Origin of the sequence: Albidovulum aestuarii, assembly GCF_029961185.1 — a bacterium.
GTDB classification, from domain to species: domain Bacteria; phylum Pseudomonadota; class Alphaproteobacteria; order Rhodobacterales; family Rhodobacteraceae; genus Albidovulum; species Albidovulum aestuarii.
Window position 1 is genome coordinate 352,558 of record NZ_JASBQQ010000003.1, and the last position, 24,591, is coordinate 377,148.

Annotated in this window: 20 protein-coding genes; 15 read left to right on the top strand and 5 right to left on the bottom strand. The window is 60.5% G+C overall.

Annotated features, from left to right (window positions below):
• Window positions 1-3: 3 nt before the first annotated feature.
• The 3 genes from QKW60_RS09790 to QKW60_RS09795 all read left to right on the top strand — a co-directional run bounded on the left by QKW60_RS09790 (window position 4) and on the right by QKW60_RS09795 (window position 3,046).
• Window positions 4-1,485 (top strand): aldehyde dehydrogenase, encoded by a 1,482-nt coding sequence (locus QKW60_RS09790; RefSeq protein WP_282368388.1) that lies wholly within the window; start codon window positions 4-6, stop codon window positions 1,483-1,485.
• 385 nt (window positions 1,486-1,870) lie between these two features.
• On the top strand, window positions 1,871-2,167 hold the full coding sequence (locus QKW60_RS21050) for an NAD(P)-binding domain-containing protein (protein ID WP_419762670.1): 297 nt from the start codon (window positions 1,871-1,873) through the stop codon (window positions 2,165-2,167).
• 69 nt (window positions 2,168-2,236) lie between these two features.
• Window positions 2,237-3,046 (top strand): alpha/beta fold hydrolase, encoded by an 810-nt coding sequence (locus QKW60_RS09795; RefSeq protein WP_282368389.1) that lies wholly within the window; start codon window positions 2,237-2,239, stop codon window positions 3,044-3,046.
• Between the two features lie 4 nt (window positions 3,047-3,050).
• Here QKW60_RS09795 and QKW60_RS09800 read toward each other — a convergent pair whose 3' ends face one another.
• The 5 genes from QKW60_RS09800 to QKW60_RS09820 are packed head-to-tail and all read right to left on the bottom strand — an operon-like array spanning window position 3,051 to window position 8,555.
• The gene (locus tag QKW60_RS09800; RefSeq protein WP_282368391.1) at window positions 3,051-4,064 is read right to left on the bottom strand and encodes an oligopeptide/dipeptide ABC transporter ATP-binding protein; all 1,014 of its coding nucleotides are present in this window, start codon (window positions 4,062-4,064) and stop codon (window positions 3,051-3,053) included.
• Window positions 4,061-5,029 carry an oligopeptide/dipeptide ABC transporter ATP-binding protein gene (locus QKW60_RS09805; protein ID WP_263741616.1) on the bottom strand — a complete coding sequence of 323 codons (969 nt, stop codon included), beginning with the start codon at window positions 5,027-5,029 and terminating at the stop codon, window positions 4,061-4,063. The genes QKW60_RS09800 and QKW60_RS09805 overlap by 4 nt, the downstream gene beginning before the upstream one ends.
• 1 nt (window position 5,030) lies before the next feature.
• A complete protein-coding gene (locus QKW60_RS09810; RefSeq protein ID WP_263741617.1) occupies window positions 5,031-5,957 on the bottom strand; it encodes an ABC transporter permease subunit in 927 nt (308 codons plus the stop codon).
• Between the two features lie 3 nt (window positions 5,958-5,960).
• The gene (gene oppB / locus QKW60_RS09815) at window positions 5,961-6,884 is read right to left on the bottom strand and encodes an oligopeptide ABC transporter permease OppB (protein ID WP_263741618.1); all 924 of its coding nucleotides are present in this window, start codon (window positions 6,882-6,884) and stop codon (window positions 5,961-5,963) included.
• A gap of 60 nt (window positions 6,885-6,944) precedes the next feature.
• Window positions 6,945-8,555 carry a peptide ABC transporter substrate-binding protein gene (locus tag QKW60_RS09820; RefSeq protein WP_263741619.1) on the bottom strand — a complete coding sequence of 537 codons (1,611 nt, stop codon included), beginning with the start codon at window positions 8,553-8,555 and terminating at the stop codon, window positions 6,945-6,947.
• A gap of 345 nt (window positions 8,556-8,900) precedes the next feature.
• Here QKW60_RS09820 and QKW60_RS09825 point away from each other — a divergent pair, with 345 nt between their 5' ends.
• The 12 genes from QKW60_RS09825 (at window position 8,901) to QKW60_RS09880 (ending at window position 24,581) form a co-directional block, all read left to right on the top strand.
• On the top strand, window positions 8,901-9,767 hold the full coding sequence (locus QKW60_RS09825) for an urea carboxylase-associated family protein (protein WP_282368402.1): 867 nt from the start codon (window positions 8,901-8,903) through the stop codon (window positions 9,765-9,767).
• 409 nt (window positions 9,768-10,176) lie between these two features.
• Window positions 10,177-12,546, top strand: coding sequence for a serine/threonine-protein kinase (locus QKW60_RS09830; protein WP_282368404.1), 2,370 nt, complete (start codon window positions 10,177-10,179; stop codon window positions 12,544-12,546).
• 354 nt (window positions 12,547-12,900) lie between these two features.
• The gene (locus tag QKW60_RS09835) at window positions 12,901-13,977 is read left to right on the top strand and encodes a transporter substrate-binding domain-containing protein (protein WP_282368405.1); all 1,077 of its coding nucleotides are present in this window, start codon (window positions 12,901-12,903) and stop codon (window positions 13,975-13,977) included.
• A gap of 93 nt (window positions 13,978-14,070) precedes the next feature.
• The gene (locus QKW60_RS09840; RefSeq protein ID WP_282368407.1) at window positions 14,071-15,165 is read left to right on the top strand and encodes a LysM peptidoglycan-binding domain-containing protein; all 1,095 of its coding nucleotides are present in this window, start codon (window positions 14,071-14,073) and stop codon (window positions 15,163-15,165) included.
• Between the two features lie 165 nt (window positions 15,166-15,330).
• A complete protein-coding gene (locus tag QKW60_RS09845; protein ID WP_282368409.1) occupies window positions 15,331-16,425 on the top strand; it encodes a transporter substrate-binding domain-containing protein in 1,095 nt (364 codons plus the stop codon).
• Window positions 16,426-16,876: 451 nt separating this feature from the next.
• Window positions 16,877-17,560, top strand: coding sequence for an FHA domain-containing protein (locus QKW60_RS09850; protein ID WP_282368412.1), 684 nt, complete (start codon window positions 16,877-16,879; stop codon window positions 17,558-17,560).
• On the top strand, window positions 17,544-18,518 hold the full coding sequence (locus QKW60_RS09855; protein WP_282368414.1) for a PP2C family protein-serine/threonine phosphatase: 975 nt from the start codon (window positions 17,544-17,546) through the stop codon (window positions 18,516-18,518). Before QKW60_RS09850 ends, QKW60_RS09855 begins: the two co-directional genes overlap by 17 nt.
• A gap of 2 nt (window positions 18,519-18,520) precedes the next feature.
• Entirely contained in the window at window positions 18,521-19,996 is a 1,476-nt protein-coding gene (locus QKW60_RS09860; protein ID WP_282368416.1) for a P-loop NTPase family protein, read from the top strand.
• A 235-nt stretch (window positions 19,997-20,231) separates the two neighbouring features.
• A complete protein-coding gene (locus QKW60_RS09865; protein ID WP_282368418.1) occupies window positions 20,232-22,337 on the top strand; it encodes a dynamin family protein in 2,106 nt (701 codons plus the stop codon).
• Window positions 22,334-23,284 (top strand): dynamin family protein, encoded by a 951-nt coding sequence (locus tag QKW60_RS09870; protein WP_282368420.1) that lies wholly within the window; start codon window positions 22,334-22,336, stop codon window positions 23,282-23,284. The genes QKW60_RS09865 and QKW60_RS09870 overlap by 4 nt, the downstream gene beginning before the upstream one ends.
• Window positions 23,285-23,390: 106 nt before the next feature.
• Window positions 23,391-23,753 carry a hypothetical protein gene (locus QKW60_RS09875; RefSeq protein ID WP_282368422.1) on the top strand — a complete coding sequence of 121 codons (363 nt, stop codon included), beginning with the start codon at window positions 23,391-23,393 and terminating at the stop codon, window positions 23,751-23,753.
• 39 nt (window positions 23,754-23,792) lie between these two features.
• The gene (locus QKW60_RS09880) at window positions 23,793-24,581 is read left to right on the top strand and encodes a hypothetical protein (RefSeq protein ID WP_282368423.1); all 789 of its coding nucleotides are present in this window, start codon (window positions 23,793-23,795) and stop codon (window positions 24,579-24,581) included.
• Window positions 24,582-24,591: the final 10 nt, after the last annotated feature.

Sequence of the window (24,591 nt, forward strand, 5' to 3'; positions counted from 1 at the left end):
GCCATGGCTGACGTGAAAACCTATAAGATGCTGATCGACGGCGAATGGGTCGACGCCTCTGACGGCGGCATGTTCGACAGCGTGAATCCTTCGACGGGTCAGGTCTGGTCACGCGTGCCGGAGGCGACAGCCGAAGACGTCGACCGCGCGGTGCGTGCCGCCGATCGGGCCTTCACCTCCGGCGCATGGGCCGAGATGCTTCCCTCGGCGCGCGGTCGCTGCCTGCGCAAGCTCGGCGATCTGCTGGCGGAGAAGTCCGAGCAACTCGGTCGGACCGAAAGCATCGATACCGGCAAGATGCTGAAAGAAACCCGCTGGCAGGCGAAGTACATCGCCGAGTTTTTCCATTTCTACGCGGGCTGCGCCGACAAGATCTCCGGTGAAACCCTGCCCATCGACAAGCCCGATCTCTTCGTCTTCACGCGGCGCGAACCGCTGGGTGTTGTCGCGGCGGTCGTACCGTGGAACTCGCAGCTTTTTCTTGTCGCGGTGAAGATCGGACCGGCCTTGGCGGCGGGTAATACCGTGGTGCTGAAAGCCTCCGAACATGCCTCCGCCGCGATGCTGGAATTCGGGGAACTGATCGAACAGGCGGGCTTTCCGCCCGGCGTTGTCAATATCGTCACAGGCCATGGCCATCCCTGCGGCAAGGCGCTGACCTCGCACCCGCTGGTCGCCCGTATTTCCTTTACCGGCGGGCCGGGGGCGGCGCGGCATGTGCTTTACAATTCCGCCGAAAACTTTGCCGAGGTCTCACTGGAACTGGGTGGCAAATCACCCTTCATCGTCTTCGACGACGCCGATATCGAAAGCGCCGTGAACGGCTCAATCGCCGGTATCTTCGGCGCGACGGGGCAAAGCTGCGTTGCCGGATCGCGGCTGTATCTGCATGAGGATATCGCCGACGAGTTCCTCGCCAAGATGACCGCGCTCGCGCAGAAAATCCTGATTGGCGATCCGCTGGCAGAGGAAACCCAGATGGGCCCCCTCTGCACCACCGGTCAGTTGGAGCATATCGAACGCGAGGTTGCCCATGCGGTCAGCGAGGGCGCGAAAGTTCTGACTGGCGGCAAGAGACCTGAGGGGCTTTCGGGCACCTACTACGAACCGACCATCCTCGACTGTCCGCGGCAGGACCTTCGCATCGTCGATACCGAGTTGTTCGGTCCGGTGCTGGCCGTGCAAAGGTTCCGGACCGAAGAAGAGGTCCTGCGGCTGGCCAATGACACCAAGCACGGGCTGGCGGCGGGCATTTTCACCCGCTCCGGCGCGCGGCAGATGCGGATGGCCAAGGCGATCCGCGCGGGTATCGTCTGGATCAACACCTACCGCGTCGTTTCCCCCATTGCCGAGTTTGGCGGGGTGAAAGGGTCCGGCTATGGCCGCGAAAGCGGGTTTCAGGCGATGTATGATTACACGCGGCCGAAGACGGTCTGGGTCAATACATCCGACGCGCCTATGGCAAATCCGTTTGTGATGCGCTGATCATGAAAAAGCCGCCGGTCAAACCCGCCTGAAACAGACGAAAGGTCACGCCCGTTCCACCGCCTTTTTCGCGCCTATCAGCGGGCCGGGCCGATCTGATTGCCTTTCTGAGAGAAGCGGCTGCGCCGTGGGCCTTATGCTTTCGCCCGGTTTCGGGGCCGTGCCGGTCCGCAAGCAGGGCCGCTTGGGGTGGTGCGTGAACAGTCTCCCCCAAGACGCCTCTCAGCATCCCACGGTAAGGGCCGCCTCCGGCGAAACCGACCGGGACAGGCCGACATGCCCGGCTGTGACCCAGACTGTGCTAGTCTGGGCCAAAGAAAACGGGAAGGGGACATTGGGATGGGGTCAGAACACATGAAAGTCGCCCAGATCGGGCCGGGGGAATATGGGGGCCGCTCTCGCCCGGGCGGTCTTGAATGCCGGCTTCGATCTGACGGTCTGGAACCGAACGCGCGCCAAGACGGAAGCGTTCGGATCACAGGGAGCAAAGATCTCGGAAACGGTACTCGCCGCTGCGGAAACTGTTGATCATGGTGTGCAGGCGTGGCTGTCGTATCTGATGATACTGCAGCTGCTACACAGGATTTACACTCAGATGGCAGCGCCACCCCGAATTGGCGCACCGCGCGCTGAAGTGGCAACAATTCTGCATCCGTTGACAGGCTCTTCGGGCCAATTCTAGAATCATGGAAAGCCGCGAACTGGGCGAGAGGACCGACCGCCCGCTATCTGCAAAGCAGAAAGGCTCGGCATGAATTTTACGACAAGCGACGGAGTAAGTCTGTACTACCGGCTTGATGGTGACGGACCTCCTTTGCTCATGCTGAGCGGCATTTGGAGCGACACAACCACATGGAACGCTCAGGTTCGTGACTTCGCAGAACACTACACCTGCATTCGTCTCGATCATCGAGGCATCGGACAGTCTGATAAATGGGCAGGAGAGCACAGCTACGAATTACACGCCCGGGATGCCAAGGAACTGCTGGACCATCTTGGGTTCAAAAGTGCCGTGATTCTCGGTGTTTGCCACGGCGGTATGGCCGCCGTTACGCTGGCGATGAGCCATCCTGGCTATGCGAGCGCGCTTTGCATAAACGCGACGCAACTCATGAAGTCCGCAAGGCTGACACAGGCCTATATCGGTTGGAAGCGGATACTTGAGACGTCGGATTTCGAGACCCTGTACATGGCGATACTTCCGGCAGTCATGACCGATCACTGGTTGGATCAGAACCGGGATCGCCTTTCCACGTTGGTTGAAACCATAGAAAGCCGGATAGAACCCGCTGCGGCGCTCAAGATGGTCGACGCGTTGATCATGTACGCTTCTACAGGATTCGACCGGACAGAAATCGCATCTGTCGGTATTCCGGCGCTGATCATGGCCGGAGGTGAAGATCTTTTCATCCCGCCCCGGTTTATTGAATCCGAAAGCCAATGCTGGCCGAACGCGACATACCACCTTTTCGAATCGTCCGGTCATTTCCCGCAGCGAGAGGTGCCGGAGACGTACAACGCCGTCGTTCTGAGCTATCTGCAAAGTCTCGCAGCCGCCTGAAAGGTCAGGCCCGTTCCACTGCTTTCTTCGCGCCGATCAGCGGGCCCGGGAAATGGCAGGCAACGCCATGTGCGCCATGTGTGAACTCAGGGACCTTTTCGGCGCAGCGCGCCTCGGCCCGGGGGCAGCGGGTGCGGAAGACGCAACCCGAGGGAGGCGCGAGCGGCGACGGCAGGTCGCCGTCCAAGGGGATCATCACCTTTGCGCGCTCTGCCACCGGATCGGGGATCGGCACGGCAGACAGGAGCGCCTGCGTATAGGGATGCTGCGGATCGGAGTAGAGGTCTCTGCTCGTCGCCATCTCCATCTCGCGCCCGAGATAGAGCACCATCACGCGGTCCGAGATGTGTTTCACCACGGACAGATCATGGGCGATGAAGATCATCGCAAGGCCGAGATCGCGTTGCAGTTCGGCCAGAAGGTTGATCACCTGCGCCTGAATGGACACGTCGAGCGCCGAAACCGGTTCGTCGCAGATCAAGAGCTTCGGTTCCACGATCAGCGCGCGGGCGATGCCGATGCGCTGGCACTGACCGCCGGAGAATTCGTGCGGATACCGGTTGATCTGGTTCGGCAGAAGGCCCACCCGGTCCATCATCTTCTTGACGCGGGTCTTGACCTCTTCGCCCGAAAGGTCGGGTTTGTGGGTCTTCAGCGGCTCGGCGATGATCTGGCCCACGGTCATGCGGGGGTTGAGGCTGGCCAGTGGGTCCTGAAACACCATCTGGATATCGGCACGGTATTTCAGCATCTCGCGCCGCGACAGCTCCAACAGGTCGGTCTTGCCCTGCCAGATCGCCTTGCCGGTGCCGGGCACCATCTGGATCAGGGCGCGGGCCAGCGTGGATTTGCCGCAGCCCGACTCGCCCACGATGCCGAGCGTTTCGCCGGGGAACAGCTCGAAGTTCACGCCCGAGACGGCGTGCAGAAGACGCGGCTGGGTCCATGGCATGTCGCCCGCGCGTTTCAGTTCAAAGGTGACGCGCAGGTCTTCGACGCGAAGCAGCGGTTCGGTCATGCGAGTTCCTCCAGCGTGCGGTTGCAGGCCCGCCAACGGTCGGGCGCGAACTGGGCAAGCGGCGCGAGATGATCGAGGCAATCCTCGCGCGCGAAATCGCAGCGCGGCGCAAAGGGGCAGCCTGTCTGTGCCTGGGTCATGTTGGGCGGGCTGCCGGGGATGGAGTCCAGTTCCTCGCCTTCCTGATCGACGCGCGGGATCGCGCGCAGAAGGCCACGGGAATAGGGGTGGGCGGGGGTGGTGAACAGGGGATCGACCGGGCTTTGTTCCATCACCTGTCCGCCGTAGAGGACCAGTACATCCTCGCAGAACCCCGCAACCACGCCGAGGTCATGGGTGATGAGGATCGTTGCCATGCCGAAGTCGCGCTGAAGCTCGGACAGAAGCGCCATGATCTGTGCCTGCACGGTGACGTCGAGCGCGGTCGTGGGCTCATCAGCGATCAGCAGTTCGGGGCGGCACAGCAGCGACATGGCGATCATCACCCGCTGGCGCATGCCGCCGGAAAACTCGTGCGGATAAAGCCCGACGCGCCCCTTCGCGTCGGGAATCTTCACTGCGTCGAGCATCCGGATGCTTTCGGCGACGGCCTCGGCCTTGCCCATGCCCTTGTGGTGGGTCAGCACCTCGGCCATCTGGTCGGCCACGCGCATATAGGGGTTGAGCGAGGTCATCGGGTCCTGAAAGACCATCGCGATCTGGTTGGCGCGGATCGGGTTGATGACATGCGGGGGTGCATTCAGGATCTCTTTCCCGCTGAACTTCACCGACCCGGTCGCCGTCCCATTCTTAGCCAGAAGCCCCATGATCGCGAAGGAAAGCTGGCTTTTTCCCGACCCGCTTTCGCCCACGATGCCAAGGGTTTCGCCCTTCTCAAGGGTGAAGTTCACCCCGTTCACGGCGTTTACCGTTCCGTCCGGCGTAGCGAAGCTGACCCCCAGGTCCCTGACTTCAAGCAGTGCCATATCAGCGGTCCTTCGGATCGAGCGCGTCGCGCAGGCCGTCGCCGACGAAGAAGAAGGCAAAGAGCGTGAGGACGAAGAAAAGAAGCGGGAAGCAGAGCTGCCAGAGCGTGCCGTAATAGATCGTCTTCGCCCCTTCCGAGATCAGCGCGCCGAGCGATGTCAGGGGTTCCTGCACGCCGAGGCCGAGGAAGGAGATGAAGCTTTCGGTCAGGATCATTTCGGGCACCAGAAGCGTGGCATAGACCGCGACGATGCCCAGAAGGTTCGGCACGATATGACGCAGGATGATTGTAAAGGTGGACACGCCCGTCGCCTGCGCCGCCTCGACATATTCGCGGTGCTTGAGGCTCAGAGTCTGGCCGCGCACGATCCGCGCCATGTTGAGCCAACTCAGCAGCCCGATGCCGATGAAGAGCATGACGATCGAGCGGCCGAACATCACCAGCAGGAGGATGATGACGAACATGAAGGGGATCGCCAGAAGGATATCGACGATCCGCATCATGATCTGGTCAGTGCGCCCACCGATATAGCCCGATACTGCCCCGTAAAGTGTGCCGACGATGACGGCGACGGCCGCACCGAGAATGCCGACCATGAGCGAAATCCGCGTGCCTTGAAGCGTGCGGGAAAAGAGATCGCGCCCCAGATCGTCGGTGCCGAAATAATGGCCATTCTCAAGCGAAGGCCCGCCAAGCTGGGCGATCTGCCCCATGACATTGAAATCAAGCTCTTCGTTCGTCCAGGTCGTCAGCGCGTCGCCGAAGAGCGCCAGAAGCGTGATGGTGATCAGCGTGATCAGCCCCGCGACGGCGGCCTTGTTGCGGAAGAAGCGGCGGCGCGCATCGGCCCAGAGCGAGCGGCCCTTGACCTCTTCGGCCGCGAACCGGTCGCCGAGGCTCTTCATGCCTATTGAATCGATGACCATGGCTCAGTACCGGATTTTCGGGTCGATCCACGCGTAGAGGATATCGACCACGAGGTTGAAAAGGATGGTGAGCGCCCCCACGAGGATGGTGACGCCAAGCATGACCGCGTAGTCGCGGTTGAGCGCGCTGTCGACAAAGCTTCTGCCGATGCCGCCGGTGGAGAAGTAGAAATCCACCACGACCGAACCGGTGATCATCGTCACGAAGGCAGGCCCGAGGTAGGAAAGAACCGGCAGCAGCGCGGGTTTCAACGCGTGACGCAGGATCACCTTGCGTTCCGGCAAGCCCTTGGCGCGGGCGGTGCGGATGTGGTTGGAGGTCAGAACCTCCAGCATCGAGGCCCGCGTGATCCGCGCGATCGAGGCCATAAAAGAGGTCGAAAGCGCGATGACCGGCATGACCATGTATTCCCACTGGCCGCCTTCCCAGCCGCCGCCGGGCAGCCAGCGCAGCCAGTAGGTGAAGGTCAAAAGCAGGATCGGTGCCATCACGAAGTTCGGTAGCACTTGCGCGCCGATGGAGACGCCGACGGCAAGATAGTCGAGGAAGGTATTGTGTCGGATCGCCGCCGCGATGCCGAGCGATACGCCAACGGCGACTGCGACAAGGAACGAGATAAAGCCATAGGTCAGCGTGACCGGAAAGCCCTGTGCGATGATCTCGTTCACCGTCCGGTCCTTGTAGATGAAGGACGGGCCGAAATCGAAATGCGCGATGATGCCCCAGACATAGGAGAAAAGCTGACGCCAGAGCGGCTGATCGAGACCGTATTTCGCCTCAAGATTGGCCAGCACCTGCGGCGGCAGCGCGCGTTCCTGCGTGAACGGGCCGCCGGGGGCCGCGTGCATCAGGAGGAACGAGATGATGATGAGCAGAAGAAGCGTCGGCACCGCGACGGCCAGACGCTTGATGACATAGGAGAGCATGAGGAAACCCTACCGCAAGGAAGCGGGGCGCGCCGGTCAGGCGCGCCCCTCAAAGCCGCCTTAGTTGGCGACGCGATACATGTCCTTGAGGTACCAGTTCTGCATCAGGTTGTTCACGCTCATGCCCCTCATGTCGGGCTTGATCATCTCAACCTTCGTGTACTGATAGATCGGCGCGAAGGGCATGTTCTCCGCGAGGATCTGTTCGGCTTCCTTGTAGAGCGGCGCCGGGTCAGCGGCCGTCTTCGATTCCTTCATCAACTCGTCGTAACGGTCGTTGAAGAACTTGCCGTTGTTGTGGCCGGAATAGGAGGTGAAGAGGTCCAGATAGGTCGAGGCTTCGTTGTAGTCGCCGCACCATGCATAGCGGGCTACTTCGAAGTCCTGGTTCTGCATCTTGTCGGTATGAACCTTCCATTCCATGTTGTTCGGCGTCATTTCGACACCGACGGATTTCCAGAACTGCTGAATCGCGATGGCGATCTTCTTGTGGTTTTCCGAGGTGTTGTAGTTCAGCGTCAGCTTCAGCGGGTTGTCCGGGCCGTAGCCTGCCTCTGCCAGCAGCTCCTTCGCTTTGGCGAACTTTTCTTCCTGCGGCCAGCTCGCATAGTCGATTTCCGGCATTTCGAAACCGGCGGTTGCCGCATGGGTCCAGTTATAGGACGGCGCCTGTCCACCCTGAAGGATCTTGTCGACGATCGTGTCGCGGTCGATGGCATAGGACAAAGCCTTGCGCACGCGCACATCCTTGAGTGCCGCCGGTCCCTTCGCCTCGTCGAGGTTGAACATGTAGATATAAGAGCAGGACTGCGGCACCGAGACTGCCTGATCAGGATACTGTTCTTTCAGGCTGGGATATTGTCCCGCCGGGATGTCAACGCGGTCAAGCTCGCCCGCAAGGTAACGGGTCAGCGCGGCGTTGTTGTCGTTGATCGTCAGCGCGGTCGCCTTGGTGATGATCGTCTTGGCGTCATCCCAGTACATCGGGTTGCGCTCCATCACGACCTTTTCGCCGAGGATATGTTCTTTCAGCACATAGGCGCCGTTGCCGACGAGGTTGCCCGGTTCGGTCCACTTGTCGCCACCTGCTTCCACCACGGCCTTGTTGACCGGGAAGACCGAGGCATGGGTGGTCATAGACGGGAAGTAGGGCAGGGGTGCGGTGATCTTCACCTCGAATGTGTGATCGTCCACGGCCTTGACGCCCAGCTCATCGACCGGCTTTTCGCCCGCGATGATTTCAGAGGCGTTCACGATCTGCATCAGCTCGATATACCAAGCATATTCCGAGGCGGTCGCCGGATCGGCCAGACGCTTCCACGCATAGACGAAGTCGTTCGCCGTCACCGGATCGCCGTTCGACCACTTGGCGTTGTCGCGCAGGTGGAAGGTGTAGGTCGTCTTGTCATCCGAAAGTTCGTAGGACGTCGCGACGCCCGGAACGAGGTTGCCGACCTGATCTTCGTTGTAGAGACCTTCGAAGAGCGAGCGCATGATGCCCGAGCCTTCGACGTCGGTGTTGATCTGCGGGTCCATCGACTTGATCGCGTCCAGGAGCCAGTAGGTGTATTCCTGATTTTCCGCGAGCGTATCGCCTGCTGCGACTTCGGCCGCGACGGCCGGCAGGGCCAGGCTTGCGCTGAGGATTGTGGAAAGGAGCAGTTTGTTCATCATCGGATGACCTCCCGTGGTTGAATTGTTGTTTTCATTGTTGCCTAGAATGCGCCTTATGTGGCGAATGCGCAAAGCCTAGTGCGCGGGTCGTTCCGCACAAGATCAATGCGCCGGTACGAAACGGGTACGTTGCGTCAAGATGCCGGGAAGAACTGGCAGATCGCCGGACGAGCTTGAAAATATGCACCGCTATTTCGGTAATCTGCCGACGTTATCTGAACGAATGTGACCGAGTGTGATACGGCAACGTTACTTTCTTGCGCTGGCTCCCCCCTCCGAATCGCTGCGGGCGATTGACCGCGCCCGCTGGCGCAGCCAGAGTTGCGCACGAGGAGGTGCCGAATGAAGCCCGATCGTCCACTGAGTTCAGTGCCTGAAGATGCCGAGGCCCGGCGTGCAATACGTCCGGTCGTCTGTTACCCACCCGAGACGCTTCCGGCGCCCGACATGGCGCTTTACCACGCCGCGCGCGAGGGGATGGAGTTGATTGGCAGCGTGACCGTTCCACCGCGTGAGGCGCGTTGTTTTCGCGCCCCGGCCGGCCACTTCTTCCGTATCCGGTCGATCGAGGGGCCGCAGGTCGGCGACCTCAATCTCTGGAATGCGGGCAATCTCAAGGAACGGTTCTATTCCGGCAAGACGCGCGCGCTGCACGGGACCCACCTGTCGACGGGCGATCGCATGTGGTCGAGCTTTCCCTATATGCGGCCGATGGCCACGATCACGCATGACACGCTCGATTGGTACGGGTTCGACGCATTTGGCGGCAGTGTGCATGATGTGATTGGCACGCGCTGCGATCCCTACACGCACAACCTGCTCAGCCATGGCGGTCAGTACCATCATTGCTGCCACTCGAACCTGACCCGTGCACTTGCCGAGGAAACCGGACAGCCAGCAGCAAACATCGAGGGCGATGTCCACGATGTTCTCAATGTCTTCATGTGCACAGGGTTCACCCGCGATACCGGCCAGTATTTCATGAAGGCGTCCCCGGTAAGGCCGGGTGACTACCTGGAGTTTTTCGCCGAGATTGATCTGCTTGGTGCGCTGTCGGCGTGTCCCGGCGGCGATTGTTCGGCGGAGCATTCCTCGGATATGGCCGCCTGTTATCCGCTTCAGGTTGACGTGTATCGACCGGACCGCCGCCTGCTTGGCGATTGGCACCCCCCCGCAGTGAACGGATATGTGTGTAGTCACGGCCTGTGAGGCGTGTGGATTGACGCGGACTGTTTCCATCTCCGAATCGGGTCAGGATGCCCGCGCGGCCGCCCAAATCCCTGCAAATGCAAAGGAAAAGACCCGTAAGTGACATCGGGGTGAACTTATTCTGCGCGCACTCGCAATGATTGCGTCGACTGCGGTATTTCCCGGGCCAATACTCTGAATATCCTTGTTTTATTGGTTTTGTGGCATTCTCCGTGATCCGGAAACAACAATCCTCAGAATGGAAACTGTGTCGGGTTCGTCAATATTCCCAGTTTGCGCCCTATTGTTGCCGGGTTCTGAGCCGATCAGACAGTGCGGCTCTTAACAGTGGGTTAATGGGAGTCGCGAAAGATAACGACCGAGATGCTACCGCCGTGACGGCTGCAATCTGGTGGAATTGGAGCGCGAAATGTCAGTGAACGACCTTGTTGAAAAGTCGGAACTGGACGGACAGCTGGATGAACTCCAGCCCGGCACGACTCTGCTGCACGGCCAGTACACAATCACCCGCTTTCTGAATAACGGGGGCTTCGGGATCACCTATCTGGCCAAGGACAGCCTTGATCGTGACGTGGTGATCAAGGAGTGCTTCGCCGATGCCTTCTGCCGACGCACGAAAACGATCGTGTCCGCGCGGTCGCGTGCGCATCAGAGCGAACTAAAATCGATCATCCGCCACTTTATCCAGGAAGCGCGCAGCCTTTCGAAGCTGAGACATCCGAACATCGTCGGTGTCCACCAGGTTTTCGAAGACAACGACACCGCTTATATGGCGATCGATTTCGTGGACGGTCGCGACCTCATGGACGTTCTTGAGGATGGCAACAGCAAGTTGGCGCCCGAACAGATCGTCGACATGACCCGGAAACTACTTTCGGCCATCGGCTATGTGCATGAACACGGGATGCTGCATCGCGATATTTCGCCCGACAACATTCTTGTTAACCAGCAGGGTGAGCCGATCCTGATCGATTTCGGCGCGGCCCGCGAAAGCGAAACTACGACCGGCCGCAAGCATTCCGCGCTGCGAGTTGTCAAAGACGGTTATTCGCCGCAGGAATTTTACATCGCTGGCAGCGAGCAGGGGCCGTGGAGCGACCTCTATGCTCTGGCCGCATCGCTCTATCACACGATCAGCGGTGAAGCGCCGGTTAACGGTCAGGCCCGTCTTGCAGCCATAGCTGAACAGCGCCCCGATCCCTATGTGCCGCTTGCAGGCCGGATCGAGGGATATCCGAAAGGGTTCCTTGAAGCGATCGACAAGGCGATGATCACCAAACCCGCATCGCGCCTGCAAAGCGCCGATGACTGGCTGGCGATGCTCGATGGCAAGGTCGCCGTCGATGGCAACCCTGACGAGGCGATCTCGCGGCTGTTGACGGAAACGATTGTCCGGGCTGAAGACGAGACCGAGAGCGATGATGTCGCCCTTGATCAGTCCCAGCCTAGTGCAAAGCAGACAGAGTTTGCGCCTTTCTCAATGGATGAGACCGCCCCTGCAACGGGCCGCGCCGCACCGAAAAGCCGTGGAATGCTCATGGCGGTTTCGGGGCTGGCGCTTCTCGCCGTTCTGGGTGTCGTAGGCTACAGCATTGTTGGCGACGAAGCGCCCGTGACCGGTGAGCAAACCGCAGAGACCGCAGCAATTGCGCCGGCCACCGGCACGTCGGGTTCCGATGGCACGAATGCTGCTTCGACTGTGGGTGCGGGTGCCGCGGCGGACGAGAAGGCCGCCGCCGAAAAAGCTGCTGCTGAACAGGCTGCTGCCGAGCAAGCCGCTGCTGAACAGGCCGCCGCCGAGCAGGCCGCCGCCGAGCAGGCCGCTGCTGAAGAGGCCGCTGCCGAGCAAGCTGCTGCCGAGCAAGCCGCTGCTGAACAGGCCGCCGCCGAGCAAGCTGCTGCTGAACAGGCCGCTGCCGAGCAGGCTGCTGCTGAACAGGCCGCTGCTGAACAGGCCGCTGCCGAGCAAGCCGCTGCTGAACAGGCCGCTGCCGAGCAGGCTGCTGCCGAGCAAGCCGCCGCTGAGAAGGCTGCTGCCGAACAGGCCGCCGCTGAGAAGGCCGCTGCCGAGCAGGCTGCCGCAGAGCAGGCCGCCGCAGAGCAGGCTGCTGCCGAATTGGCTGCTGCCGAATTGGCCGCCGCGGAAGCCGCCGCAAAGCCGGATCTGAGCCTGCCGCTGGTTGAGGCGCAGGTCTCCTTCGCCCTGTGGGATATCGCGATCCCGTTCGAATTTTCGCAAAATACGGTTCGCAACGCGGAAGTCGCACTGATCACCAGCGTGCCGTCCGAAATCAATCGCACAGTTTCGGGCGACTGGATTGCGGAGGGTACAGAAATCTACACGGTCAATGACCGGCCGTTGTCCAAGGAGCTGCCGTTCGAGACCCAGATCCTGAATGCGCTGGTCGTTGACCCGGATGGCTACACCCGGGCTACCGTTCGGTTCAAGAACCCGGTCAACCAGCGTTTCGAGCGTGGGCTGATTGCGGTTCCGGTCGTGCGCCGGATGGGTCTGGCTGACGGTACGCTGCTCGACATGCGCATGATCGACGATGCCTGGACGGCGACGATCACCGAAACTCCGCAATCGCGCGAAGGCGGATTGCAGGTCGGCGACGTCCTGGTCTCGGAAGCCACGACCGGTCAGGCGATCGATAGCGTCGATGCACTCGGATCGATCATGGCCGAGCTTGTGAAATCCGATGCCGCGATGGCGAAATTCGAAGTGCTGCGTGGCGGCAACTCTGCGACCGCCGAGGTTTATCTGACGCGACAGTAAAAAAACTGGATCGTCACCGAAGGCGTGGCGATCCGTCAATTTAACCGGGTCTCACCCGAACCCCAGCGCGACGAACGCGCTACGAGAGAGGAAATTTGTAACGTACTGCGGAGACCGCTCGGATGAAGCTGGAATCCAGGTTGCAATATCGCCGGGTCAACAGGGTTTGAAGCGGCACATGGACGAGTAACGACGGGCCGGGCTGTTCATTTTCCGGTGCCGACGTCCCTGAGTAAAAATTTCGATCTTAAACCACGAACTATCGAAACCAGCCCGGGGAAACACCCGCGCGGCCGGCAAGGAGAACTGTTGCCTGTCGTCGCTGCCGGTCGTCTCGGAACGAAAGGAAAGTAAATGCAGTCACATCTCAAAATTCTGGGTACATCCGCGATTGCCCTGACCCTGTGCGCGGGGGCCGGTATGGCTCAGGAAGCCTGCAAATCCTACCGCGTCACGACTGGCGACACGCTGCTCAAGATCGCCGAGAAAGCCTACGGTAGTGGCAAATACCGCATGATCTACGACGCCAATGTGGTTACGATCGGCAGCGATCCCAACCGGATCGAAATCGGCATGATGCTGCGTCTGCCCTGCGCCGACGGGTCCATGCCTGCCGCCGTAGTCACCGCGCCGGTCGAACCGTCGGCCGCTGCTGTCGCTGCCGCCGCCGAGGAAACCGCGCCGATTGTCGTTATCACCGGCAATGACTTCCCGCCCTTCACCGATGAAAGCCTGCCGGGCCGCGGCATGTTTACCGAACTGGTCGAAACTGCGGCCTACCGCGCCGACCCTGAAAAGAAGTTTGAGATCCAGTTCGTCAACGACTGGGACGCGCATCTTGATCTGCTGCTTCCGGCTCTGGCCTTTGACGGCTCCTTCCCCTGGTCGAAGCCCGACTGCGATCAGGCGGAATCGCTTTCCGCACATGACCAGAACCGCTGTGCGAATTACGACTTTTCCGAACCGTTCTATGAAGTTGTCGATGGGTTCTTTGCCCGCAAGGACAGCCAATACGCGGTCGCTTTGAAGCATGAAGACCTGTTTGGCAGCCGCATCTGCCGACCCGAAGGTTATTCGACCGCGCATCTTGATGCCGCCGGTCTGTCTGAGCCGATCATCAAGCTCTATCGTCCGGCTCAGGTTTCGGACTGCTTCCAAGCCTTGATGACGTCGTCTGTTGACGTGATCTCGCTCGACTCGCTGGTGGCAGCGGACAATATCGCTTCGCTCGGTCTTGGCGATGAAATCGTCGAAAACCAGAATCTTGGCGAGGTCAACGAACTTTACGTCGTCGTCAACAAAAAGCATCCGCGCGCGAAAGAAACGCTGGACCTTCTGAACACGGGCCTGCGCGAAATGGTCAGCTCGGGCGAGTGGTACGAGATCGTTTCGACCGCGCTCAAGCGGCAGATGGTCGGTGCGACGAACTGATTGCGACGGCAATTAAACCTTAGTGGCGCGGACGTCCCGATGAGGGTGGCGCAGCGCCGGACACCAATCGAAGAATTTAAAAGGAATAACGGAATGAAGTCTCCGATCAACATGAAAACGATTTTGCTGGCAAGCGCCGCCGTGACGGTGATGTCAGGTGCCGCCTTCGCCCAGGAAGCCTGCACGTCCTATACGGTCAAAGACGGCGACAGCCTCGGTTCGATCGCCCAGACGGCCTACGGCACGTTCGACTATCAGATGATCTTCAACGCCAACCGCAGCGCGATTGACAATCCCAACAGCCTCGACCCCGGCACGGTTCTGCAGATCCCCTGTGAGGACGGCAGCCTTACCGAAGGCAGCAAGGTGACCGAGATCATCGAGCAGGAAGAAGAGAAGCAGGCGACACGTGCCAAGTCGAACATCTATGAACCGCCGATCAAACTTCTGTCCGGCAATGGCTGGGCGCCCTTCACCGGCGAAGAACTGAAGGGCGGCGGAATGCTCGTTCGACTGGCGACGACGGCGCTCAATCGTGGCGGCAACGACCGCGAGTACAACCTCAGCTTCGTTGACGACTGGGCGGCGCATTTCGAGACGTTGTTGCCGCTGGGGGCATTCGACGTGTCGATTGCCTGGGTTGTTCCGTCGGATTGTTCGAAGCCTGACGAGCTTGACGACAACTCGCGCATGCGCTGCACCCAACTCGACGCAACGCTGCCGATCTATGAAACCGTTACGGCCTACTGGTCGCGTTCGGACAATGAATACGCCTCCGCAAAATCGTTCGCCGACTATGCTGGCGCGACCATCTGCCGGCCCGAAGGCTGGTCAATCCTGGACCTGACCAGCGAAGGCCTGGTCGAGCCGGTGGTCACCTACATCGCTCCGCCGACCGCGCGTGACTGTGTAGAGGCCGTTCTGAACGGCAAGGCCGACATGACCTCGCTCGATCTGGAAACGGGCGGTGCATCGGTCAACGAAGTTGCCGAAGCCGCCGGTGTGATCCAGCCGAACCCGAACCTGTCAAAACTGGAATCGCTTCACTTCGTCACGCACAAGACCAACCCGCGTGGCCGCGTCTATATCGCGATGCTCAACAAGGGCCTGAACGAGATGCGTGAAAGCGGCGAATGGTACGCGATCATCGCCGACAGCCTGGCTGAATTCAACAAGGCCGGCCTCTGAAACAATGACCGCTCCGGCCATTATTGCCGGAGCGGTGACCACCGAATGAAAGTCCGTCCGATGTCCACCTTCCGTGTGACGCTTCAGGTGCGGGCAGTGTGAATAACGAGTGCGAGTAATCCGTTTGAAAATCAACCGCAGAGAATTCAAGGACGGGAACAAAACATGCGTAACATCATGCACTCCAGGAAATATCTGGCTTCCGCCAGCGTCGCGCTTATCGCGTTGACATCCGCCGCAGCTGCTCAGGAAGCCTGTTCCAGCTACACGATCAAGGACGGCGACAGCCTCGGTTCGATCGCACAATCCGCCTACGGATCGTTCGACTACCAGATGATCTTCAACGCCAACCGCAACCTGATCGACAACCCGAACAGCCTCGAAACGGGCATTGTTTTGCAGATTCCGTGTGAGGACGGTCAGCTTTCTGCCGAGAGCGACGTGACCCAGATCATAGCTCAGGAAGAAGAGAAGCAGTCCAAAAAGGCGAAATCGAACATCTACGAGCCGCCGATCAAGCTTCTGTCCGGCAATGGCTGGGAACCCTATACGGGTGAGAACATGAAGGGCGGTGGCATGCTCGTTCGTCTCGCGACGACGGCCCTGAACCGTGGCGGCAATGACCGCGAGTTCAACCTGAGTTTCGTGGACGACTGGCAGGCGCATTTTGACACGCTGCTGCCGCTCGGCGCGTTCGACGTGTCGGTCGCCTGGTACAAGCCGGCCGATTGTTCGAATCTCGACTCGCTCGACGAAAACACCAAGTACCGCTGCACGCAGCTCGATTGGTCGCTGCCAATCTATGAATCCGTGTCCGCATACTGGACCATGCCGGACAATCAGTACGCCGAAGTGAAAGCCTATTCGGACTATGCCGGCGCCCGCGTCTGCCGTCCGGACGGCTGGTCGCTTGCCGAACTGTCCAGCGAAGGCCTGGTCGAGCCGGTGATCACGCTTGTGCAGCCGGCCGGCCCGGAGGATTGCATCCAGAAGCTGGTCAAGGGTGAAGTGGACATGGCGCTTCTGGATCTTGAAGGCGGCGACGCGGCGGTCAAGAAGGTTCCTGAAGCAGTCGGCGTTGTGCAACCGAACCCGAACCTGTCGAAACTGCAGACGATCCATTTCGTGTCGCACAAGACCAACCCGCGCGGACGCGTCTACCTGGCCCTGATGAACAAGGGTCTGAACGAGATGCGTGAAAGCGGCGAGTGGTACGCTGTCATCGCCGACAGCCTTGCAGACTTCAACAAGATCAACTGAGCCAACCGTGCCGCCCCGCATGGAATGATGCGGGGCGGCGAAACTTGCTGAACCAAGTGGAGCAGCCAGCTTCGGATCTCGTGTCCGTAAACCTGGTCACACCACACAACCCGCACGGACAATCAAGGTGTTTCGATTCCCCCCGCTCCGTGCGGGATCGACCACGCAACGGAGACGATCACTCAACCCCTGATCGTTCCTTCGAGCGCTGGAAACAACAAAGTCGTGTCATCTTTTGGCCAAATTGAAATGGTCACTGGATGGCGGAGGGTGAGGTCCGGGACCATAAGTCTTTGTTCCGGCGTCGCATTAAAGATCGCATCGAAAGGCGAGGGCAATGGGAATACTTGGTAGATTGCTGGGGCGGAAGGGTTCCGGGCCGAAAATCGAGGACGACTCGTTTGATATTTCAGAACTCAACATCCCGCCGACCGCCGAAAATGAGGCGGATTTGGTAGATGATCAGTCAGACCTGATCAACAGCCTGTCTGGCATGACCGCCGAAGCGGAGAGCGCTCCGGTCAATATCTGGGATCTCGACGGTGGCAGTGCTGCCCCTGCGGATACCAATGCGCCCACCAGGGATGCAGGCGAAGCCGCCGCACCGATGAACTCTCAGATCGACATCTCCTCGCGTATTGGCGATGCGCCGGCGCGCAAACGCCGGACCAAAACCCGCCTTTTGGGTTTCGACAAGTCGGACGGGCAGGTTGTCGACCTCTTCAACAATCCGGTTCCGACCCCGACGCGCGGCACGCGGTTCCCGGTTGGCTGGGTCATCGTGGTCAAGGGGCCCGGCCGTGGTGAATCCTTCACCTTGCAAGCCGGCATGTCGCAGATCGGGCGTGGCGAGGACCAGACCGTGTCGCTTGATTTCGGCGATACCGCGATCTCCCGCACCAACCATGCGGCCATCGTCTACGATCCGGAAAGCTTCCAGTTCTTCCTCGGTCACGGCGGCAAGAGCAATATCGTTCGTCTGAACGATAAGCCCGTCATCAGCAACGAGGCGCTGAAGACCGGAGACATGATCCGGCTGGGCGAGACGACGCTGAAGTTCGTCGCTCTTTGCTCCGAAGAGTTCAACTGGGGCAATGAATCGGGCGAGGAGTCGGATGATGTGGAGATCGCCTGAACCCCGCTTTGACGTCGCTGCCTGCATCTGTCAGGGGGGACGTGACTATCAGGAAGACGCGATCGTCACCGACTTTCCGACGGGAACGGATATTGGCGTTGCAGTACTTGCCGACGGTATGGGTGGACACGCAGCAGGCGACGTAGCCTCGAAAATTGTCGTGACTGAAGTTTTCAGCGAGCTGAAATTCGAAAGCGCGAATTTCGCTGAGTTTGAGGCAGAGGTCCCGAACTACCTGACCGCCGCCGCATCGAGTGCGAATGCCTGTGTGCGCGACTATGTCATGGAAAACCCGAGAGTCCGGGGCATGGGGGCGACCCTTGTCGCGCTCGTGATGGTCGAAAACCGCATGTACTGGATGTCGATCGGCGACTCTCCGCTCTATCACCTGCGCAGCGGCAAACTGCGGCAGCTCAACGAGGACCACTCGATGGCGCCGCAGATCGACATGATGGTCAAATCCGGGATGATGGATCCTGAAACCGGAAAGAATCATCCGGACCGGAACTGCCTGACCTCGGTCATCCTCGGTGACCGGGTCGCGAGGTCGGACTGCCCGAAAACGCCCTTCAAGCTCGAAGTGGGCGATATCGTGGTGGTTTCGAGCGACGGCCTGCAATATCTCGAAGAGCCCAAGATCGAGAGAATCCTGCAGAAATACCGTCGACGCAAAAGTGCAGAGATTGCCGAGCATCTGCTCGCTGCGATCAATGATCTGGCCGATCCCGAGCAGGACAACGTGTCTTTCGCGGTGATCAAGCTGAATCACAACAAGCCGTCGATGCAGAAGGTTCGGCAGAAGCCGGTTGATCTTGTCGAAACCGCCACGTCGCGCACGACGCGAGTGGTGTCCCTCGACAGTGGCGGGTATGATACTGCCGCATCAGCCGCGAATGCCGAAGGCGACGGTAAGGCTGACAAACTCGCGCCGTTCAAGCTGGTGGCCGGAGGGAAATAAGAGTGTCGGCAGACGCACATGCTGAGACAGCAAGAAAACTGATCGGGGTCCTGTCGGAAGGCAGGATCCCAAAACATCTTCGTCAACGGGCCGAGGCGCTTGTCGACCGGATGACAAAGCCGGTCCGCGTGACCATCTTCGGCTTTCCCGGTTCGGGCAAGTCGACGCTGGCGAACCTGTTGCTGGGCAGTTCCGTTCTGAATCCGAAGGACCGTCTGCCAACTGTGCAGATCACCCGGGGCGATGCCGCCAAGAGCAGTTGTACGCTGCCCGATGGCAGCACCGTTGAATTTCCGCATTTCAACACTGCTGAGATCGCGGCCAAATCGCCGATCTTCGTCACCGCCGAAATGCCGCTTCCTGCGCTGGGCAAGATCAGCGTTATGGAAATCGTCGCCAGTGGTGGCCCGTCCGAACTAAGCCGTGCCCTGGCCTGGGCGGCGGGGCGGACCGATATCTCAATCTGGTGCACGCAAAATTTCGGACCGTCCGAACAATCGGTCTGGAAAGGTGCCACCGAGGACATGAAGGACCATGGGTTCATGGTTCTGACCAAGGCCGACGCGCTGGCGCGTGACGGTACGCTGAACAGCGTCGTCGCGACCCTCCAGCAGCAAGGCGCTGAAGAGTTCAACCGTATCCTGCCGGTGGCCACGCTTGACGCCATTGCGGCGCGCAAGGCAGATGGCACGATCGACCGGGACCAGTTAACCCGCAGCGGTGGTCGCGCCCTGATTTCCGAAATCCTGCGCGAGGTCGATCTGGGGCTTCAGGCGGCGGTCGATCAGGCTGAGATCCTGTTGCAGAGATTCCCGCCCAAGTCATCGCCCGAACCGGCGGCGAAGGTTGAGGAAGCGCCGATGCCCGCACCGGCCGCGCCTGAGGCCGTCGCGCCGGTGACCCCCGAGCCGGACGCCGCATCCGCGCCAGAGCCGGCGACAGAGGCCGCACCTGCCGAAGCGCCCAGAATGTCGGCCCGTGTCCGCTCGCGTCCCGCTCCGGAAATGCAGCCGGGGCCCGCAGTGATGCCGGTCAATATCCTCGACGTAGCGCGGAACGCACAGCAGGCCACTGAGGCAGAGCCTGAAACAGCGGAAGTGGGGGAAGCGGCTGAGGTCGCCGAAGCCACAGCTGCCGCCGCGGCGCTCAGCCCGGCGACCCGGGAGGCGATTGAACATGCAATCGACCGGCTCGCGCAGCACGGACAGAAATTTGCAGGCGACGCCGCGAAGGGCGGGGTCCTGGAAGCCGACCAACTGATGCGTGAAACAGCCAATTCGGTGCAGTGGCTGAGCGATTACCTCAGCGAGAACGGCGAAGGCAGCGACCCGGTTTTGTCGCAGTTGCGTTCAGCGGCGTTCGATGCTGCCGATCTTCTGCAACTGATGCAGATCGAAAATGACTCGGGCGCGGTCGGAGAGTTTGTGAGTGTTGCGATACAGTTGCGGCGCGAGATGGAATCGGCTCTGGCCGCCTAACAGGGCGGCCAGGCCAGGAATGGCGGTTGAAGCCGTTTTTGTTCAAAGACTTGATCGAGATACCGCTTATGGTTGAGAGAACCGGGGCTGTGGACAAACTAAATTCAAACCACTGCCCCAATTTCGCCTCTCAATCTTGATTGTTCTTAATTTGGAACCGGGGCACGACATCTGACTGAGAAAAACCTCGACCTAACGCCGTCTCCGGCCCTGTAATAGGACGAAGTGATCCACGATGAGTGAACAATCAACGACCCATGATGAAGACGGCAAGGCCGTCTCGTACGATTTTATGCGCATCGGGATGGACAAGCTTCTGACGCTGCGGGGCGAGCTTGACGAATTGAACGACGCCCTGATGGATGTCGAAGCCCTGTGCGACACCGAGGGTGCCAAGCAGGTCGCCCGCCTGATCCGCGAGCTGGAGCAGTTCGAGCCGAGCATCACCATGGTCGGTCAGATCAAGTCGGGCAAGACATCGCTGGTAAACGCCATGGTCGGCCGGCCCGGCCTGTTGCCCGCCGATGTGAACCCCTGGACCTCGGTCGTTACCTCACTGCATCTGAACGTGCCGCAGGAGGAGAATGCGCCCGTCGCGTCGTTCCAGTTCTTTGACGCCGATGAGTGGGACCATCTCGTCAGCAGCGGCGGCCGCATCGGTGAACTGTCGATGCGCGCGGGCGCCGATGAAGAACTGCAGAAGGTGCACGAGCAGATCGCCGAGATGCGCGAGAAAACCATGACGCGGTTGGGCCGCCGGTTTGAACTGCTTCTCGGCCAGCGCCATGATTACCGCGAGTTCGACGATGACCTGATGCAGCGATATGTCTGCCTCGGCGATGACTTCGACGATGTCTCGCCGGACGAACAGCAGGGCCGCTTTGCCGATATCACCAAATCGGCCGACCTTTATCTGGATGCGCCCGCGCTTCCGGTGCCGCTCTGTATCCGCGACACGCCGGGTGTGAACGACACCTTCATGATGCGTGAGCAGATCACGATCAAGTCGCTCCGCGACAGCCGCCTCTGCGTCGTGGTCCTGTCTGCCTCGCAGGCGCTGAGCTCGGTTGATATGGGCCTGATCCGGATGATTTCCAACGTGAAGTCGGAAGGCATCGTGATCTTCGTCAACCGGATCGACGAACTGTCGGACCCGGTCAACCAGCTCCCCGATATCCGCGACAGCATCCTTTCCACGCTCAGCAAACTCAACGGGCCGCAGGACCCGGTGATCGTGTTCGGCAGCGCCTATTGGGCGAATATGGCGATCTCCGAGTCGATGGACGATTTCGTCGAGGACAGCGCCGACGCCCTGCGCAGATGCGCTCAGGCGGTTTTTGGCAGCGAGGATATCGACTTTACCCAGCGCGATCTGATCTGGCAGCTTTCGGGTGTGCCGCACCTCTTCGACACGCTCTCTGACCGTATCGCTGCAGGTCCGGGCGCGCGGCTTCTGGCGCATCTCCGCAAGCGCGCTTGCAACTTTATCGCCGGTCTGCGGGCAGCCTCGTCCGTGGCGTCGATCCGGATCGATGGCGGCGAGATCGAGATGATGCAGCCGCAGGCGCTGTCGGCGCTTCTCGATCAGGTCGAGGCCAATGCCAAGCAGCGGCTGGATGCAGCCCTGAACGAAGTGTTCGGCGCGTTTGCAGGCAGGGTCGATCAATCTCATGCCCGCTTCCTCGACCGGGCGCTGGAATCGCTTCTTCAGCATCTGGAGCAGAACGGCGAGAATGAGGTCTGGCAGTACAGCCCCGACGGCCTGCGTATGCTCTTGCGCACGAGCTATCAGGTGTTGCGCAAGAACCTGATCGCGGCCTGCAGCGCCACCTATGGCGATGCGGCAAATGATATATCTGAGGCGTATCACAAGGCCGTCGCTGCCGGTGTCGACGGTTTCGCCGTCACGCCGCCAAGCCCGCCGGAGGTGCCGGCGCCGGTGTCACTCGGCGCGACGATCGCGCTTGATCTGCAGACATCGTGGTGGAACGGCTGGTGGAAGCGCCGCCGCGGTTACCGTGCTTACGCAAGCGGTTTCCAGAGCCTGATCGAGGCCGAGACGACGCCGCTCATCTCGGAGCTGAAAGACCGTCAGGCGGCCGAAATCCGGCAGGCCGCAACGGATCGGCTTACGACCTTCCTCGCCGAACAACGCTCCATTCTGATGGGGATCGCCGAAAAGGCCCATATCAACATGGGCGATCTTCAGGATCTCTTCGGCATCAAGACCCAGACCGAACGCGCCGAACTGCTTGAGATGATCTATGACGAGTTGAGTGGCGCTGAGGAGCCAGCGGAGGATGCCGGCGAAGCCACTGCACGTAAGGGAGCTGCCGCATGACGGATGCAACTACGGAAACCCGCAAACCCCGCATTGCGATCATGGGCGAGTTCAGTGCCGGCAAGAGCACGCTGTCCAACCTTCTGCTCGGTACCCGCGCGCTTCCCGAAAAGGTCACCGCCACCCGGCTGCCGCCAGTTTGGATCGCCAGCGGCGTAAACGAACCTTTCAGGATCGACATGGACGGCGAGGAACATCCCGTATCGCTCGACCGGCTCGAAGATGTGCCGCTGGACGATACCCGCTTTGTCATGCTGAATTTCGTCGCCGACATCCTCGATCGCTGCGACTTGATCGACTTTCCAGGCATTTCGGACCCGAATATGGCGTCCGAAGTCTGGGAGCGGATGCTGGATGAAGTGGACGCCGTTCTGTGGTGCACCCATGCGACGCAAGCATGGCGGCAATCCGAATCCGCCGTCTGGGCGATGATCCCGGAAAAAGTACGCCGCAACAGCCTGCTTCTCATCACCCGGTTCGACAAGCTGACGAACGACAACGACCGTATGCGGGTCAGGACCCGCGTTGCACGCGAAACCAAGGGGCTTTTCGCGGCGATCTGCCCGATTTCGCTGACGCAGGCGCTGAAGGCGGAAGAGGGCGACGAGCTTTGGGACCGGTCCGGGGCCAAGGGGCTTTACGCCGCGATCGACACGATCATAGACCGGATAGAACAGAGCGTCGGTGAAACAGATGAACCCGATGCGCGGGATCAGGCCTCGGCCGAGGTGCGTGAACTCCGCGTTGAAGCCGAACCGTCCGAGCCGGTCCATATCCTGCCGCGCCGGGTCAAGCCCGGCGGCACGGCGCGCACGCCCCGTCCGAGTGCAGGCAGCGAGAATGTCGTCGATTATTCCCGGATGATGGATCAGCCTCCGGTCGGCAATCGGCTGGAGCGTTTGCGGGCGGACTTCCGTCAGGCTGAGGAAAACACCCAGACTGGCTGAATGTGGTGCAGCATTGCCCCAACACTGCGCCAGAGTGACCCTGGCGGCTTTTCCTGAGGCGCGATCTGAGCTAACTCATACCTCATGAGCGCAAGGTATGGTTGCAATGGTATCTGACGAGCTGGACGCGTTGCAGGCACGCTTTCCTGCCTGCGAAACACTCGCCTATGCGGACCTGACGACCGGGATGATTCTGGTGACCAACAGCAATACGCCGTTGGAGCGCAACGCCCTGAATCGCCTCTGCGCCGAAGCCTCGGCGGTGCTGGGTGCGGCAACTGCGCCTTCGCTTGGCAATAGTGCCGCCGAATCTGCCGTAGTCAGCGGTCAGGACGGAGTGCGCCTTTTCGTCAGAGCGCCCTTTCTGCCAAATGACGTGCTCCTGTGTGTCGGCACGGCTGGGCTTGACCTGGCGGCGTTTGCGCCCGAAGCGCAAGCCTGCTTGCAAAGGATCAGTGAAGATGGCTAACCGGCGCGTGACGCGTCTTTTCTCAGCAAGGGCTCCCCTGTGATCGACGAAGGTACAATAGCGCGGAAACTGGCAACGCTCGGTTCAGAGAAGCCGGTATTCCGTGATGGCGCTCGCGTCATATCGAACGGTATCCTGCCGTCGCCGATCAACGCCATTCTGGATGAGATCGACAATACGATCCTCCGGCGCAAGCTGACCTTCCGCGTCGGTGCGAGTTTCATGTCGTTCATCGTTGCGGGCCGCAGGCTCTTGAGCCTTGTGGCCGCCAGCGACGATCTGGCCGAAGCCAATCCGCCGGTCGGTGCGGCGCTGTCGCACGAAGAAACGGAGGCGTTCGAAGCGGTTGGTGCCGCTTTGACCCTGCTGGTGCGCGAGGATCATCCCGTGCTTGTCGAAAGCACGCCCTCAGATGAAGGGGGCACGCGCAGCGATATCGGCATTTCGGTGGACCGTCTCGCCGATCTTCTGGAGGTCGTACCGTCCGCGCCGATCAAGCCGATGCAGATCTTTGTCGAGGCTTGTGAGGGTTTCTACACCGCCTGCCTCTTCTGGTCGGACGGGCTCTGGGTCGGTCATGCCGAGGACGACAATGTTCTGGCGGAACTCCGCAAGGTCGCCGACGATCAATGGGAACGCTTTCGCGGCGCCTATGGCAAGAGCGGCCAGTCGCTCGACGCCCCGCGCCTGTTCATGCTTGAGCGGGCCTTGGGCGAGGCGGGCTCGGTCGCCGGAACCTGGGCGCAGGGCGAATTCGCGCTCTTTGTCTATGACCCAAGCAATCTCGCCGATATCCACGCGATCTGGCGCAAGATTTTCACCACCTGATCTCGGCTCC

What these genes read in the sequence shown, in the direction of transcription:
- QKW60_RS09855 (WP_282368414.1), top strand. Translation starts at nt 17,544, where the DNA reads ATGTGGAGATCGCCTGAACCCCGCTTTGACGTCGCTGCCTGCATCTGT.
- oppB (WP_263741618.1), bottom strand. Translation starts at nt 6,884, where the DNA reads ATGCTCTCCTATGTCATCAAGCGTCTGGCCGTCGCGGTGCCGACGCTT.
- QKW60_RS09800 (WP_282368391.1), bottom strand. Translation starts at nt 4,064, where the DNA reads ATGACCGAACCGCTGCTTCGCGTCGAAGACCTGCGCGTCACCTTTGAA.
- QKW60_RS09820 (WP_263741619.1), bottom strand. Translation starts at nt 8,555, where the DNA reads ATGAACAAACTGCTCCTTTCCACAATCCTCAGCGCAAGCCTGGCCCTG.
- QKW60_RS09795 (WP_282368389.1), top strand. Translation starts at nt 2,237, where the DNA reads ATGAATTTTACGACAAGCGACGGAGTAAGTCTGTACTACCGGCTTGAT.
- QKW60_RS09835 (WP_282368405.1), top strand. Translation starts at nt 12,901, where the DNA reads ATGCAGTCACATCTCAAAATTCTGGGTACATCCGCGATTGCCCTGACC.
- QKW60_RS09870 (WP_282368420.1), top strand. Translation starts at nt 22,334, where the DNA reads ATGACGGATGCAACTACGGAAACCCGCAAACCCCGCATTGCGATCATG.
- QKW60_RS09830 (WP_282368404.1), top strand. Translation starts at nt 10,177, where the DNA reads ATGTCAGTGAACGACCTTGTTGAAAAGTCGGAACTGGACGGACAGCTG.
- QKW60_RS21050 (WP_419762670.1), top strand. Translation starts at nt 1,871, where the DNA reads ATGGGGGCCGCTCTCGCCCGGGCGGTCTTGAATGCCGGCTTCGATCTG.
- QKW60_RS09825 (WP_282368402.1), top strand. Translation starts at nt 8,901, where the DNA reads ATGAAGCCCGATCGTCCACTGAGTTCAGTGCCTGAAGATGCCGAGGCC.
- QKW60_RS09840 (WP_282368407.1), top strand. Translation starts at nt 14,071, where the DNA reads ATGAAGTCTCCGATCAACATGAAAACGATTTTGCTGGCAAGCGCCGCC.
- QKW60_RS09875 (WP_282368422.1), top strand. Translation starts at nt 23,391, where the DNA reads ATGGTATCTGACGAGCTGGACGCGTTGCAGGCACGCTTTCCTGCCTGC.
- QKW60_RS09810 (WP_263741617.1), bottom strand. Translation starts at nt 5,957, where the DNA reads ATGGTCATCGATTCAATAGGCATGAAGAGCCTCGGCGACCGGTTCGCG.
- QKW60_RS09845 (WP_282368409.1), top strand. Translation starts at nt 15,331, where the DNA reads ATGCGTAACATCATGCACTCCAGGAAATATCTGGCTTCCGCCAGCGTC.
- QKW60_RS09790 (WP_282368388.1), top strand. Translation starts at nt 4, where the DNA reads ATGGCTGACGTGAAAACCTATAAGATGCTGATCGACGGCGAATGGGTC.
- QKW60_RS09805 (WP_263741616.1), bottom strand. Translation starts at nt 5,029, where the DNA reads ATGGCACTGCTTGAAGTCAGGGACCTGGGGGTCAGCTTCGCTACGCCG.
- QKW60_RS09865 (WP_282368418.1), top strand. Translation starts at nt 20,232, where the DNA reads ATGAGTGAACAATCAACGACCCATGATGAAGACGGCAAGGCCGTCTCG.